The 13,514-nt window shown below is 58.0% G+C and carries 17 protein-coding genes; 8 read left to right on the top strand and 9 right to left on the bottom strand.

The window, feature by feature from the left end:
- Positions 1-45: 45 nt before the first annotated feature.
- Complete coding sequence (locus tag KK488_RS09635) at positions 46-357, bottom strand: hypothetical protein (RefSeq protein WP_214622936.1); 312 nt, start codon at positions 355-357, stop codon at positions 46-48.
- A 257-nt stretch (positions 358-614) separates the two neighbouring features.
- On the opposite strand from KK488_RS09635, the gene KK488_RS09640 reads away from it, so the two are divergent.
- On the top strand, positions 615-1,043 hold the full coding sequence (locus KK488_RS09640; protein ID WP_214622937.1) for a GNAT family N-acetyltransferase: 429 nt from the start codon (positions 615-617) through the stop codon (positions 1,041-1,043).
- A 153-nt stretch (positions 1,044-1,196) separates the two neighbouring features.
- On the opposite strand, the gene KK488_RS09645 is transcribed toward KK488_RS09640, so the two are convergent.
- Positions 1,197-2,072: an aldo/keto reductase family oxidoreductase gene (locus KK488_RS09645; protein WP_214622938.1), complete on the bottom strand. Its 876-nt coding sequence runs from the start codon at positions 2,070-2,072 to the stop codon at positions 1,197-1,199.
- 92 nt (positions 2,073-2,164) lie between these two features.
- Between KK488_RS09645 and KK488_RS09650 the strand changes: the two genes are divergently transcribed.
- On the top strand, positions 2,165-3,064 hold the full coding sequence (locus KK488_RS09650; protein ID WP_214622939.1) for a LysR family transcriptional regulator: 900 nt from the start codon (positions 2,165-2,167) through the stop codon (positions 3,062-3,064).
- Positions 3,065-3,257: 193 nt separating this feature from the next.
- Here the strand turns inward: KK488_RS09650 and KK488_RS09655 are convergent, their stop codons facing one another.
- The 5 genes from KK488_RS09655 to KK488_RS09675 form a co-directional block, all read right to left on the bottom strand.
- Positions 3,258-3,881: a ParB-like protein gene (locus tag KK488_RS09655; protein ID WP_214622940.1), complete on the bottom strand. Its 624-nt coding sequence runs from the start codon at positions 3,879-3,881 to the stop codon at positions 3,258-3,260.
- 5 nt (positions 3,882-3,886) lie between these two features.
- Positions 3,887-5,524, bottom strand: a complete 1,638-nt coding sequence (locus KK488_RS09660; protein WP_349356869.1) for a SulP family inorganic anion transporter — start codon at positions 5,522-5,524, stop codon at positions 3,887-3,889.
- 96 nt (positions 5,525-5,620) lie between these two features.
- Positions 5,621-6,019, bottom strand: a complete 399-nt coding sequence (locus KK488_RS09665; protein WP_214622941.1) for a hypothetical protein — start codon at positions 6,017-6,019, stop codon at positions 5,621-5,623.
- Between the two features lie 69 nt (positions 6,020-6,088).
- Complete coding sequence (locus KK488_RS09670; RefSeq protein ID WP_214622942.1) at positions 6,089-6,739, bottom strand: DUF3761 domain-containing protein; 651 nt, start codon at positions 6,737-6,739, stop codon at positions 6,089-6,091.
- Positions 6,693-7,031 (bottom strand): hypothetical protein, encoded by a 339-nt coding sequence (locus KK488_RS09675; RefSeq protein ID WP_214622943.1) that lies wholly within the window; start codon positions 7,029-7,031, stop codon positions 6,693-6,695. Before KK488_RS09675 ends, KK488_RS09670 begins: the two co-directional genes overlap by 47 nt.
- Positions 7,032-7,290: 259 nt before the next feature.
- Between KK488_RS09675 and KK488_RS09680 the strand changes: the two genes are divergently transcribed.
- Together KK488_RS09680 and KK488_RS09685 are read left to right on the top strand one after the other, a co-directional pair.
- A complete protein-coding gene (locus KK488_RS09680; RefSeq protein WP_250890220.1) occupies positions 7,291-8,319 on the top strand; it encodes a polysaccharide deacetylase family protein in 1,029 nt (342 codons plus the stop codon).
- A 221-nt stretch (positions 8,320-8,540) separates the two neighbouring features.
- Positions 8,541-9,383, top strand: a complete 843-nt coding sequence (locus tag KK488_RS09685) for a hypothetical protein (protein ID WP_214622944.1) — start codon at positions 8,541-8,543, stop codon at positions 9,381-9,383.
- Between the two features lie 36 nt (positions 9,384-9,419).
- Here KK488_RS09685 and KK488_RS21800 read toward each other — a convergent pair whose 3' ends face one another.
- Positions 9,420-9,680 carry a DUF3761 domain-containing protein gene (locus tag KK488_RS21800; protein WP_214622945.1) on the bottom strand — a complete coding sequence of 87 codons (261 nt, stop codon included), beginning with the start codon at positions 9,678-9,680 and terminating at the stop codon, positions 9,420-9,422.
- A gap of 163 nt (positions 9,681-9,843) precedes the next feature.
- Entirely contained in the window at positions 9,844-10,128 is a 285-nt protein-coding gene (locus KK488_RS09695; RefSeq protein ID WP_214622946.1) for a hypothetical protein, read from the bottom strand.
- Positions 10,129-10,607: 479 nt separating this feature from the next.
- Here KK488_RS09695 and KK488_RS09700 point away from each other — a divergent pair, with 479 nt between their 5' ends.
- From KK488_RS09700 to KK488_RS09715, 4 genes are all read left to right on the top strand, one after another.
- The gene (locus KK488_RS09700; protein ID WP_214622947.1) at positions 10,608-11,747 is read left to right on the top strand and encodes a hypothetical protein; all 1,140 of its coding nucleotides are present in this window, start codon (positions 10,608-10,610) and stop codon (positions 11,745-11,747) included.
- Complete coding sequence (locus KK488_RS09705) at positions 11,744-11,971, top strand: hypothetical protein (protein WP_214622948.1); 228 nt, start codon at positions 11,744-11,746, stop codon at positions 11,969-11,971. Before KK488_RS09700 ends, KK488_RS09705 begins: the two co-directional genes overlap by 4 nt.
- A gap of 8 nt (positions 11,972-11,979) precedes the next feature.
- The gene (locus KK488_RS09710; RefSeq protein ID WP_214622949.1) at positions 11,980-12,237 is read left to right on the top strand and encodes a hypothetical protein; all 258 of its coding nucleotides are present in this window, start codon (positions 11,980-11,982) and stop codon (positions 12,235-12,237) included.
- 73 nt (positions 12,238-12,310) lie between these two features.
- Complete coding sequence (locus KK488_RS09715) at positions 12,311-12,865, top strand: hypothetical protein (RefSeq protein ID WP_214622950.1); 555 nt, start codon at positions 12,311-12,313, stop codon at positions 12,863-12,865.
- Positions 12,866-13,514: the final 649 nt, after the last annotated feature.

Consider the following 13,514-nt stretch of genomic DNA (forward strand, 5'->3'; position numbering starts at 1 on the left):
AGTAAGTGTGCGCCCAGTGCGGGCGCACGCGCAATTTGTCACACGTCAGCGGAACGCAAATGCAGCGAGGCCAACGAGCAGTGCAAGTGTACCGATCATCGTCACCGCGAATACCAGATGATCCTTCCACCAGCTCTTCAGTCGCTGTGAGTGTTTGGCCACGAAGGAGTCCAGTGGAAGTGAAAGCGAGCTGTCGCTCGACAGCAGGCCGAGGTCCAGAATGGTGAGGCGAGAATAAAGGCCGACCATCTCCTCGATTTCGACGGGCGGGACGTGCGGGTACTTTTCAAGCAGCTCAATGAAGCGCTCGGTCGAAGCGTCGAATGGGCGACGGTGCCTTAGTTGAATATATGACATGAAATACTCCGGATGAAGATCCGGCGGTTTCGGCCAAGCGCGATGCGCATGCTCCGCCAAAGTGAGGCGCGCCTGATTAAAGACGCTCTCGCCGGGCGCGGGGCCGTAGCCGCGCCCGGCCTAGGCTCCGTATTGGAGCAAACCGTTCAAATGGAGCAACAAGCTAGTCATATCAAATATGTAGGACCGCATTGATTTTATTCAAGTAGATCCACGGCAAGTCGTGACAATCCACGGAAAGTTTGAAGGAGGGCAGGTTGAAAGACATCCCGATCAGCACGCGCCTTGGGAATTTTGATGCAACCACCGATCGTACGCGAATAGAGTTGGGCGCGGCGCTAGAATTGTTGAAAACAACCCATTGGGCCACGAGCCTGACACTTGAGACGCTGGCTCTGGCCGTTGCCAATTCTCTCACTTTCGGACTTTTGCAAGATGGCGCGCTCGTCGCTTTCGGGCGAATTGTGACTGATCGCTCGACTTTCGCCTATCTGACCGATGTGGTGGTTGCAGGCCGTATGCGCGGCAAAGGCATAGGTGAGCGGTTCACTGGCTGGATGCTCCTTCATCCAGATCTGACCGATGTTCGGCGGGTCACACTCCTGACCCGTGACGCTGCTGCCCTGTATCGAAAACTTGGTTTCAGGGAAGGAAGCAGTCTCACTTTCATGGAAAGAATGGACTAGCTGGCAGGTTTGGAGATCCTGTTTGACAGCCAGCTATCGCCTTCTTAGCGGTCATTTGAGTGGTTAGCGAAGCAGCTTAAAACCTGCCATCTGTTCAGCCGAAACCTAGCACCTCGGCAAGTCGCCGGGACGACCAGATTGTTCGACCCGCGCTCAATGCCCTGACTGACTGATCGCGTTCAGCCCGTGGAGCATTTCATCGTCGAGGGACAAGGTTGCGGCCGCCAGGTTCTGCCGCAGATGTTCGACGGAAGACGTGCCTGGGATCAGCAGGATATTGGGCGCGCGGTGGAGCAGCCAGGCGAGCGCCAGTTGCATCGGCGTCACGCCGGCCTCATTCGCGATTGCGGCGAGCCCGTCCAGCTGGATTGGATTGAACCCACCGAGCGGAAAAAAAGGCACATAGGCGATGCCCGCCAAAGCCAACTCGTCGACCAGCGCGTCATCGCGGCGCAGGGCTATGTTATACTGGTTCTGCACGCACACTACCGGCGCGATCGTTTGGGCCTCCGCGACCTGCGCCGAAGTGACGTTGCTGAGCCCGAGATGCCGGATCAGGCCGCGCTGCTGCAATTCGGCAAGCGGTTCGAACATTTTCGCGATCGATCCGCTCGCCGGGGTGCCGACGTCATGTGTGCCCGGCACCATGACGCGCAGATTGACGACCTCCATGGCATCCAGTCCGAGGTTGGCCAGATTGTCCTCAACGCCGCGACGCAGTTCGTCGGGTGACAGCGCCGGGTTCCACGACGCGTCGTCGCCGCGCACCGCGCCAACCTTGGTCACGATGACGAGGTCGCCGGGATAGGGGTGAAGCGCCTCGCGGATGATCCGGTTGGTGACGTGCGGGCCATAGAAGTCGCTTGTGTCGATATGATTGACCCCGTTCGCCATTGCCTCGCGCAGCACAGCGATCGCGGCGTCATGATCTTTTGGGGGGCCGAAGACGCCGGGGCCGGCAAGCTGCATGGCGCCGTAGCCCATGCGGTTGATGCTGCGGCCGGCAAAGGAAAACGTCTTGGTGATCATCGCGGGTCTCCTTGGTGATAATCCCATATGCACCTTCGATTACTGAGCGATAAGCCGTGCGATTCCGCATGGCCTGTGCGATAATTCGGACAATGATCGGGCAGCTCGACGACCTCGCCACTTTCGTCGCCATCGTTGAGGCGGGCGGCTTTCGTGACGCGGCGCGTGCCTCGGGTGTATCTGCGTCGGGGCTTAGCGAAGCGATGAGACGACTGGAGACTCGGCTGGGTGTTCGCCTGCTCAACCGTACGACGCGGAGTGTCACCCCGACCGAAGCCGGCCAAAAATTTTATGAAAGCCTCCGCCCCGCGCTGGGCGAGGTCAGTCGCGCGGTCGATACCGTGAACAATTTCCGCGACCGCCCCGCGGGCACGCTGCGCCTCAATGTGCCCGCCAATGTCGCGCGCACTGTCCTCGCGCCGATCATCGTGTCATTCCTGAAGGAATATCCCGAGATCAGGATCGAGGTGACCGCTGAAGACAGCTTCATCGATATGGTCGGCGGCGGCTATGACGCAGGTATCCGCTATGACGAACGCCTCGAGCAGGACATGATCGCGCTGCCGATTGGTCCACGGACGCAGCGCATCCTGGTCGTCGGCACGCCCGGCTATTTCGCCGAGCATGGCCGGCCGGGGCATCCGCGCGACCTCCTCCGGCACCGTTGCCTGTGCGGCCGGTTCGCCGGCGGCGGATTGGCAACATGGGAGTTCGAAAAGGATGGCGAGATCGTCCGCATCGATCCAGATGGTCCGCTGATCAGTCAGCCAGGCAGCGCGTCAGATCTGCTGATCCAGGCGGCGGTCGGCGGGCTCGGGCTTCTGGCCATGTTCGAAGACTGGATGCGCGCCGAACTGGACAGCGGCGTCCTCGAACCCGTGCTGGAGGACTGGTGCCCAGCCTTTACAGGTCCGTTTCTCTATTATGCGGGTCGTCATTATCTTCCCGCCCCGCTGCGCGCTTTCGTGGATTTCGTGAAGCGCCAGACTTAGTTAGGGCGCAGCCGTATGGCGAAAAAGTCACGAGCAACATTCTCGCTCGCCTTAGTGACAGGATTCTCCCCTGATCTCTGCTATGCCGACTGCGATGCGCGTGTCGCGAAAGCGGTCGTTCATTCGGTCGGTCGCCAAATGTCGATACGGGTGGGAAGTGGTTATTCGTTCAGCTCATCGAGATTAGAAAAGTTTAGTCGTTCGTGATCCCTGCCCAGCCCGGTAAATGCCGAGCTTCCTGCGAATTGGCAATTGCGAGCGCCTTGATCACACAGTCGTCGAAACGCTCCTTCAGCTTCGCTCGTTTGATCCTTCCGCGAAGGAAATCAGCCCAGAGGAATTCTGAATAAGGCGTTTCGACCTTGGCGTAGCCTCCCGCGCGGCGCAGCGCGCCAGCAAGTGAACGATACGGATCGTCGACAAGCTTTCCGATCGTGCGCGGAATGACGTCGTAATTCTGACGATGACCTTCGTCATTGAACGGGTGAAGCCAGTTTCGATTGTCCATGAACGTCAGAAACGCGGCGGGCGTCAGATGATCGAGGTGCGCAATTTCACTTACCAGAACATGCTCGACACCCTCCTCATGAAGGGCGAGCGCGAGATGGTGATGATCGATGATCCATCGGCGGCCCTTTGGGCCAACCACGACCGGGATCATATGACGTCCCAGGAAGCCAGGCCGTTCATCGCGTTCGCGAATGCTCCACTCATGGCGTTTGCGCGCGACCTCGAGGAAGCCGACCGTGATCTGCGTCGGACGCAGATCATTGAGGGCAACGGATTGAAGACGAGGTTCTAGGCGATCTTCCCGCATGTTCATCACTCCTGCCTCAACGCGAAAGACTGAACGGCATCATCAACGCTATAGCTGCTTCGAGCGAGCAAATCCGGCATCTCGGCTTGGCGCATCAAGGCGCGGATATGATCGCGAACCCTTGCGAGCTTTAGGACGACGTGCCGTTGCTGCATGAGTTGTGAGAACTCTGCGAGGGCGTCGAGCGCCGTGCTGTCGAGGTCAAAGCTCTGCTCGAGACTGAGCACCATGCGCTCGCGGTCCGGCTGCGCCGCTTGCATCGCGGCAATGCGGCCGAGCACGCGTTCGGCATTGGCAAAAAAGAGCGGCTCGGCCGGGCGGTAGATGGCCATATCGGCTGGTAGTACGGCGTCGGGATGATAGGCGATATCGACGTAGTCACGGCTCGTACCGAGCCGGCCAAGCTCGCTCAGATGAGGCGCGGCCAAGCGGCGGATCAACACTGCCAAAGACAAAGCGATGGCGAACAGCATGCCATCGAGCACGCCGAGGATCAGAACGCCTGCCGCGGCGCCAACGGCGACGCCGAGATCGCGACGCACCTTCCACAATCGCTCGAAGGGCGCGGGGTCGAGAGCATGAACGAGGGCTGCTATTACGATTGCCGCGAGCACTGGCTCGGGGAGACCGGCGACTAGCGGCATCGCCACGAGAATGAGGGCGCCGAGGCCCGCGGCGGCAATCAGCCCTGTCCATCGTGAGCTTGCTCCCGCAGCTTCGGCGGCGGAGCCGGCCGAGAAGCCCGCACCCACTGGCATTCCCATGACAAATGCAGATGCAAGGTTAGACAGGCCCAGCGCGCCTAGCTCCCTGTTGGGATTTATGAGATCGCCATGCCGCAATGCCAAGGTTCGCATCGTTCCCCAGCTTTCGGCAAACAGAATGAGGACGATTGGCAGCGCCAATTGTGGAAGAAGGAGCAATTCTCTGGATGAGGGCCACTGGATGTGATCCCACTGCGGCATGAGGTCGATCATGCCCACGCTCGCCACGCCGTGCCCTCGAAGGTCAAAAATGCTTGAGCCGACGATGCTGCCTGCCAGCACCAGCAATACCCCCGGCATCGAGGGAAAGCGTCGAAGACCGAAGAGGAAGGCGAGAGCGATGAGTGCGGTCAGCACACTCATCCAGTGCCATTGTCGGAAGCTCACGAAAATTGCTGCGAGGAGTTCGCCGATATTGCCGGCATGGAGCGGCAACCCGATGACCACCGGTAACTGCTTGATGATGATCGTTATGGCCAGGCCCAGTGCGAAGCCACGCAACACCGGGCGCGATATGAAACTCGCAAGACCACCGAGACGCGCGAGGGCCATGACGCCGAAGATGATTCCGACCAACGCCACGACAAGTGCAGCCGCCATGGCGCGACCTGTTGCGCCGAGAGGCAAGGTGGCGAGCGTTGCAGCCAGGATTGCGGCCGACGACGATGTCGGGGCGACGATGGCGAAACGGCTGCGGCCGAGAATAGTGTAGGCACATGCGCCAGCGCAGGCCGCCAAAATGGCATGCTGTGCCGGAAGCCCCGCGATCCCGGCGTATCCGATTGCCTCGGGCAGCATCAGGCCGGCGACGGAAAGACCAGCCATGAAGTCCCATGATTTCATGACTGGAGCTATATCCGCTTCGATCGCGACGATCACGAAGCTTTGTCGTGATAGACTCTGAAAATCCGATGGATCCGACCCAAGCAAGTCTCACGGATTGCCGCACAAGCCGCTATTGGGACCCTACGTGCGCTACTTTTTACCGAACATGCCCAGAATGTCATTGATAGGATTACCGTCGCCATCGCGATCAAGCATTTTGGAGACCGTGCCGATCATCCCGCCCTGCTGGAGCCCGGCACCCCCCAAGCCCGAAAGCAGCGATCCTAACACGCCGCCTGCGCCTGATGCGCTACTTTGACCTGCAGCCTGAACCAAAGCAGGCACCAACTCGGAAAGCGAAGACGCGGATAATCCCGTCTTGGTCGCCACATCGTCGATCGCCGTCTGATTGTCGATATTTGGGTCGGCAATTTGAGGAAGCAGGTGGCCGGCAGCCTGCTGGACCTGTTCAGGCGTTAGCCCGACTTTTGCGCCGATCGCAGCGAGATCAATGTTTCCACCGGCCTGGGCCATCAATTCGTCGAGCATTCCCATATCTGTCCCCATTTCGCCGAAGCTGATGGCGGCGTCACGCGATCGCGACGCCGCCGAATTTGATCACTTGTACCAGGTTTTCACACCGCCATGATGCGAACAAGCGCCCGCGTGCGTGGCCGCTTGACTGTAGGTTCCATCGTTGCATTGGGCCGTTGCGCCAGCAGGGCCTACCGCCACCGCCCGCTTGGACGTGGCAGCCGGGCGAGGCGCAGCTGGCTTCGACGCCGCAGGCGCCGGGGCGGACGCAACGCCCTTGCAGGCGGCTTTGTTTGCATTGCCCGCTTTGGAGCAATCATAGTTGCGCGTGCCAGCCGACTTCGCGGCGGGCGACGGCACTACCGCTGCGGCCGTTTTGCAAGCTGCTTTGTTGGCGTTCCCGGCTTTCGAGCAATCGTAATTGCGGGTCGCCACGGGTTTGGCGGTCGCGGCGGGCGCCGCCGCAGCAGCCTTGGCTGGGGCCGCTTTGGCAGGGGCGGGGGACGTTGTCTTGCAGGCCGCCTTGTTAGCATTGCCTGCCTTAGAGCAGTCGTAATTCCGGGCCTGAGCCGGCGCGGTAAACATCAGGCCGGCGCCAATGATTGCCGGTATCCATTTCATGAGTCGAAGCATCTTGTCTCTCCTGCCTACTGTTTGAGTGAAGAAGTAGATGGTGTCTTTTTTTTTCTCAGTCACCGTCGCTCTTTTGTGATTGCCCGCCTTCGATGACTTCAAATCGGCCGCCTGGGAAATTCATCCGGATTGCGCGCGCGAAGGCGAGCAGGATTGGATTGTGATCATCACTTCCGATGCTGCCCGCCCGTGCCTCGATCGCATCGGAAAGCGCCTCTCTGCTGATGAGGCCAGAGTCGACCGCAACCCTGAACAGGATACCGCTCAGGCCACAGGCTGCATCATTGGTGGCGACGACGACCTGTTCTAGTTCTGCGACCTTCATCCGCAGCTCGTTTATCGTTCCCTGACGGGAATCGTCGCGTTCTGCAGGCAAGTCGTCATTTGCAATCAAACAGACTTCCTTCCTCCTGCTGCTGCGATCGCAGCCGAGGTCATCATCGATATAACTACAGGGTTACAGGGACGGGTTGCAAGCTGCGATCGCCTCTGCGGATCATTCGAACACCGAGTGCGTTATCCAACTGGCGATAAAGAGCCCCATCCAATGGCACATCGCAATTTCGAGGTGCCAACGCATTAGCGATTCAGCCCGGTTGACGCGCACAATCCTTCTGGTCGCGACCGGCGATTTTCGTTAGCGCTTTCGGCAGATGACAAGGCTCAAAAGCATATCCATCGCACCCATTCGCATAATTTCAGCCCGTTCTGAGAAGGGTGTATCGCTCCAAAAATTGCGTTCCAAATTGATGGGGCTCGTCATGATGTCTGTTGCGGCCGGAGGAAGCGCCGCGCATGCCGGTAGCGGCAAGATCGCTCTCACATTCGACGACCTGCCAGCACTTACGCTGTCCACTGACCAATCTTATGTGAACGATCTGACTTCACGGCTCTTAAGCGGCCTGAAGCGTCATCATCTCCCCGCCACTGGTTTCGTCGTGGAAGGCAAGCTAGATGAGCTTAATCGGGAGGCACAGATCGCCGTTTTGAGAAGCTGGCTCGAAGCAGGCTTGGATCTGGGTAATCACAGTTTCTCACATGAATCGCCAAATAGCCTTGGCGCAAATGCATATGTCGAGGATATCGCGCGCGGCGAACCTGTGACCCGTGCCTTACTGGCAGAGTTCCATAAAACTCTCGCGTGGTATCGGTTTCCCTACCTTGAAACTGGCAATACGGCGGCCGTCAAACACGCCATTGAGCGGTGGCTGATCCAACATCATTATCGCATTGCCCCCGTGACGATGAACGCCGACGATTGGGAGTTTTCTGAACCTTATGATGATGCTGTTGCACAGGGCGATCTGCGTCGCCAGCAACGGATCAAGCAGCAATACCTACAATATACAGATCGGATGATCAACTGGTATCAGAAGGCCGCCCGTGCGCTGTTTCGGCGCGACATTTCATACGTCATGTTGCTTCATGCTACCCGTCTCGACGCCGATTGCATCGATGACTTCGCGGCGCTGCTCAAGCGCCATCGACTGCGTGGGGTCACCTTGGCGGAAGCAATGAGAGATCCTGCTTATCGTACGCGCGACCACTATATCGGGAGCGATGGCATCGACTGGCTCGAGCGGTGGTCGCTGGTGAGCAAAAGAGAGCTTCCCTGGGAAAGTTTTGAAGATCCGCCAAAGGACATTCAAGCGGACTATGATCGCATCGACCGCGATCGCTGAACGCGGCGCTGTGGCGTATCGAATGTTAGCAATGTTGCGAGGCCGCTTCGCTCATCAACGGAACAGGCGCTTTTCAAGCGAGGCCGATGACAGATTATTGCTGGTTTCGACCATCCACGTCGGTTAGTCTGTTAGACATTCACGGTCCCGCGAAGAAACTGCGCGAGGCAATTGGGCGTGGTGACGCCGCCGCCGTGCAGATGCCTATAGGGGGTTCAACTATGTCCGATGATAAGCCGCTTGCAGATGTCGACGTGACCAAAGCGTGGCAAGCAACGCAGGGTCAACAGTCGGCCGCCAAGCGCCTCCGAATTTATGCCGCGCTCGCTTGGATTGTGGCCATCGGTGGCGAAATCGCCGGGATCATCCTGCTCTACAGGCACACGTTCGACCATGGAAACCTTGCGCTGTTGATCGGCATGCTGGTCGGTGTCGCGATTTTTGCGATTGCTGGCAGCTTGATGTGGAAGGCCGCCAACAAGCATGATCCGGCCAGCAAGGCCGAACCATTCAAGTTCTTCATCCAGAATCAGCTTGGTGCGATCGTCACACTGATCGCCTTCCTTCCACTGATTGTCCTGATCTTCATGGACAAGGACACGGACCCCAAGAACAAGAAGATTGCCGGTGGCATTGGCATCGCACTGGCCGCCATCGCCACGCTGTTTGGGATTAGCTTCAACCCGCCATCGGTCGAGCAATACACGCAGGACATGAACAAGTGCGCAGCTCAGATCAAAGCCAATGAGGCCACCACGGCTTGTTCACCGGAAGTTGCCGAACAAGCAAAAGACATCGTCAGGGACTCCAAGACGGTGGCGGACGCAACGAAGAGCGCAACAAACCCGGCCGGCCTAGATGTAGTGTACTGGATTGCCCCAGAAAACGGTGCCAAGACCTCGTCGACGCCGCATGTGTTCCATCTTTGCGAGGGGGTCAGTCCGCTCCGCGGTAAGACTGTCAATCATGGATCGGTGACTGAGGCCTATGGTCAGAACGCCAGCCGCATCACCAAACAGATCGCGATGGAGCAAAAGCAGTGCGGCTTTAGTGGTACGCAATGATTGGACTGGTGCTGCCCAGCGTGATGAGTGGCAGCATTAGAGCCAGCGGGCGACGCCGCCGTGGTGCGAACAGGTGCCGCGCCTGCTCTCGCTAAAGCTCCACGTGCCATCCCGACATTGCGCGCTTGCCCCCGCTGGCGTGCGGGCAGCTCGCACAGGGCGGCAGACCCGATGGCCGCTCTTGGCGACATAAGTCCCAGATCCGCAGTCAGTTTGAACTTGCAGATGTTGCCGTGCCTCGGAGGCCGATGGCGTACTCGCCGCCACTAGCGCCAAGGCTGCCAAAAACCACTTCATCTTGTCCCCTCTTGTTGGGGCCGATCCCGGGTGACCTGCGCTCCTCAAACGACAATCCCCGCTGAGGCGTCAAGCGGTTTTCATTCCCGGGACCGGTCGTGACTTTCGCGATTCAATCGGCTGCTGCTCGGTGGCGACTGCAGCGACGCTTCAATCCGAAGTCCTAGTGTTTTTTGTCGGTAGACGTGCCGCCAATTCCCGAATTGTAAGGCGAACCATCGGGATTTTTGGTTGTCGGTTTATATGGGTCGACGGTCCCGGCCTGACCGGTGATCGGATTTACATTGCCGCGCGTCGACCAGTTGTCGAGCTTCGTCGCGTTGGGGTTCGTTTGAACGTGTGGCGCTACGTACGTTCCGTCCGCCCTCGTATACCCTGTAACTGTGTGCGTGCCCTGAGCGAATGTTGCAGTCGAAATAAGCGACAGCAATACAGTAAAATATTTCATGGCGTTCTCCCCAAAATGACATGGACTGTATATTTAAATCATGTCCACGCCGTTGCCAGACTTAGCATCGATACCATCAGCAGCTTCTGTTATCCATCAATAATCTGGATAGAAACTAACTTGCAGATAATTCTTCGACCGCAAAACACGGCATAGCCGACATTTGACAGCATTCAGCCGAAATCATGGCAAAACAGTATTTTGCCATGAGTTGAGAGCGCGAACTAAGATGGCCGCAGGGCTTGCATGACCGGCCATGTTATAGATGCATTTCAGCCGATAAGACAAACTACGCTCACAAGTATGGCTAGGGCCATGACGCCTGTTTTGAGGAGTTTCTTTCGCGGTACCCTTGCTTCCACCGCGTTTTCGTTCTCATTGTTGTCGTTCGCCATTTTCCCCTCCTGGCTGATCAACGCCGAAGGCTAGCAGTGCTGAGAGCTTGGCGCTAGGATCCGTGACGGGGAGGGGGGGGAGCAATGTCCATTTTTTCGGTCCGTGTCATAGTCCCTGACACTTCCCACTGGGCTAAATGGATAGATGCAGCGCTGTCATCCACTTCGCCCGATCATGCCGCGGCGATCGGTCTGTATACCGCCATGATTTCTGCTGGGCGCATTCCGCTGCTGTCGTGGCATCATCTAGAAGAGTTGCTGGCGATCGAAGATGAGCATTGGGCGAGGAGGCGCATTGCCTACATTCAAGCCCTTCCGCTTGTTGCTTATCCGAAATTCTCGCCCGACGGTGCTCATCCTGGCTCGGTGGTTGACGTTCTGAGCTCCGAAGTTGCTGCAGTCCTAGAGGGCGCACGATCGCTTGAGCAAATCCGCGATAGTGCTCGGACGAGGCTGATTAAAACCGGACCGGGAGTGCAGGCTATTGGTTCAGAAGCATGGGTCTGGGACGTATTGCGGACCGAATTCATCGAGCGAAGAGACAATGCTAAGCTCATCGCGGCAACTAAAAGAATTCCCCTCTTTGACGAAAGCAGGACAGTCGGGGAAATTTCGAAGGGGTCAATCAGATCACTCAATGAGCAGGCGATAATGTTCGCGCAGCTCCGAGGTCAAATTTCCGACCACATTCAGAATCGGGGTGACCGCGAAATTTCTGACCCCGCCGCCATGGCCGGCGATTTCATGGCGGACGTGTTGAAGTTGGCGGTTCCGGAGGGGCTCACTGTGAGGCGCCTACTGGAAATCGCTCTAACGGCTCAGGGGATCGACGTGACTGAAATTAGGGATGACATCGTTCTTTCAGAGCTGAACGAACTCGGTGTGTTTCGTCAAAGACTGGAGATCGTCGCCGACAACATTGGCGTGCCGTTCGCACAACTCAAGGCGACGATCGACATGCGCATGCTACCTAGCTGGCAAACTCAGCGGGCATTGGCAAAGTTCGGCCAGGAAAGAATCCGCAGCTCTGGGAGCGATGTGGTCGACGGCAGCTTGGCTGCGTTAGCGCCATATGTTGCAGAGTTGTTCGTGGACAAGCGCACCGCTGAGGACTTCAAGCAGTTGGGAACAAGGGCCGGTCCTGTAACTGGGTTATTCGGCCGGATCAGACGGACGTCGAGATTCACCGACCTGCTGCGGTCCGAGAATGACGAGAGCAAATGACCAAGAGCGAGGCAGAGAAAGCTATCCGCTACATGGCCACGAAGTGGGCGAGAGCGGCTGGCGTCGTGAAGGGGCAACGGGACATGCCAGACTTTGACGAGTTCGTCTCGTGGGCGCGGTCAGAAGGATACGGGCATTATTTCGACTTCAGGTCGACGATAGGCGCTATGGAAGATGCAGAGCGCTGGTTCGACGAGGAGCTTGGTCAGGCCTGGCGGAACTAGGAGGAAAGATGCCAACCACTCTGCTCATGAGGGATAACCCTTGGAAGCGCCAATTTCTTCGGCCGGATGGCGCGCTTCAAGAAGCCACTGCTTGGCGAGATAATGGGGATGAGATCGTCATTCAGCTCCAACTGCCTGAGCAACATTACGTCATGCCGCTGGGATGGCAAAAGGCCGCCAAAGCAGCCGCCGAGCGAAAGATCGACGCCGGCGAAATGCTGAGCCGCGATCACGTCCTGCTGAAACTTTCCGATCTTGAGATCTGAGCAGCAGTCCTTTGATTTCCCTTGAATTTGAACAATTGCAGCGAGGCTTTGCGACGGCATTAGGACCAAGGCGTTGGACGAAACGAAAATCAAAGCCATCATCGAGCAAGGCACCCATCATCGGGGCTGGATCTCGAATTCCTACGCCCAGATCGAATATCTGCTGGGCGATCTGATCATGCGCTGCCGGGTGTTTCCGGAGTATGCGGAATACACGAAGACTGTGAGCCACAGCGCCATGACGCGGGTGGGCAGGGTGCGTTCGATCTTGGCCTTAGACGGACCGATGAAGCAGTTCGCTGGCGAATTTATCGCGTTGCTCGATGCGTTCGAAGGGAACCACGAGATCCGGAACCCGCTGGCTCACGGCTTTTGCGAGTTTCATCATACGCCGGAAGGCGATGCTGGCTTCATCTTCCGAAAATTCGATCGCGTTGCTGCTGCGGAGGCGGATGACGAGGGCGCCTATATCATCCGCACCTTCCGCCTCATCGATCTGCAATATCACCGCGAGCAGCTCATCGACCAGTCGAGCCAAGCGATCCAGCTCTTCCATGACATTCACACCGCATTCGGCTGGGCCGGCACGCCAGCGACAACGAGGGAGCATGACCCGTCAAAGGTCTGATAGCTGCGGCCCCGAGCCTTCTATCCAACAAGGCTGTGGCAGCAAGGGAGTGGGGAGCATGACTCAAGCACGGCTTTCGATCGCACTGTTCTGCATCGGAATTCTGGGCATGTCCGGCTGTATGGTTGCAATGTTCGCGGGAGTTGAGTTCGATACGACGCGCCCATGGGCTGGCATTTGGCGCCTAAGGAAACAGGACGGCAGTGACAGGCAATACTGGTCAGTCGGCCAGCCGGGGCTTCAGGCCCGCTTCCGACGCGGCCCACAGCGCTTAGGATGGGCGTTCATTGCTCTTGTAGTGCTCAGCGTTTTCCTAGGCTGATTGAGCGCAGTTTAAAGCGAAAGGGATGAACGGGCGGGACGGCGAAACAGGTCGCTGCCTAGTTTTGATTGGACGACCGCTTTGTATGATCTGCGTCAATAAGCTGACAGTCCAGATTGTTGTCTAATTGATTTCGACATTGGTATCTCCTCCACCGCTGGCCAATGGTTGTCTGCGAGGTCACCGGACTGCCGGGGTGACCTGCTCCCCTGAAATGTCCTCGGATTGAGGTTAGCCTGTTCCTTGAAGAGGAGGACAGGCAGTGAAGCGATCGAGGTTCAGTGAAGAGCAGATCATCGGGATCTTGAAGGAGCACGCGGCCGGCCT

Origin of the sequence: Sphingobium nicotianae (genome assembly GCF_018603885.1) — a bacterium.
In the GTDB taxonomy this organism is placed as follows: Bacteria; Pseudomonadota; Alphaproteobacteria; order Sphingomonadales; family Sphingomonadaceae; genus Sphingobium; species Sphingobium nicotianae.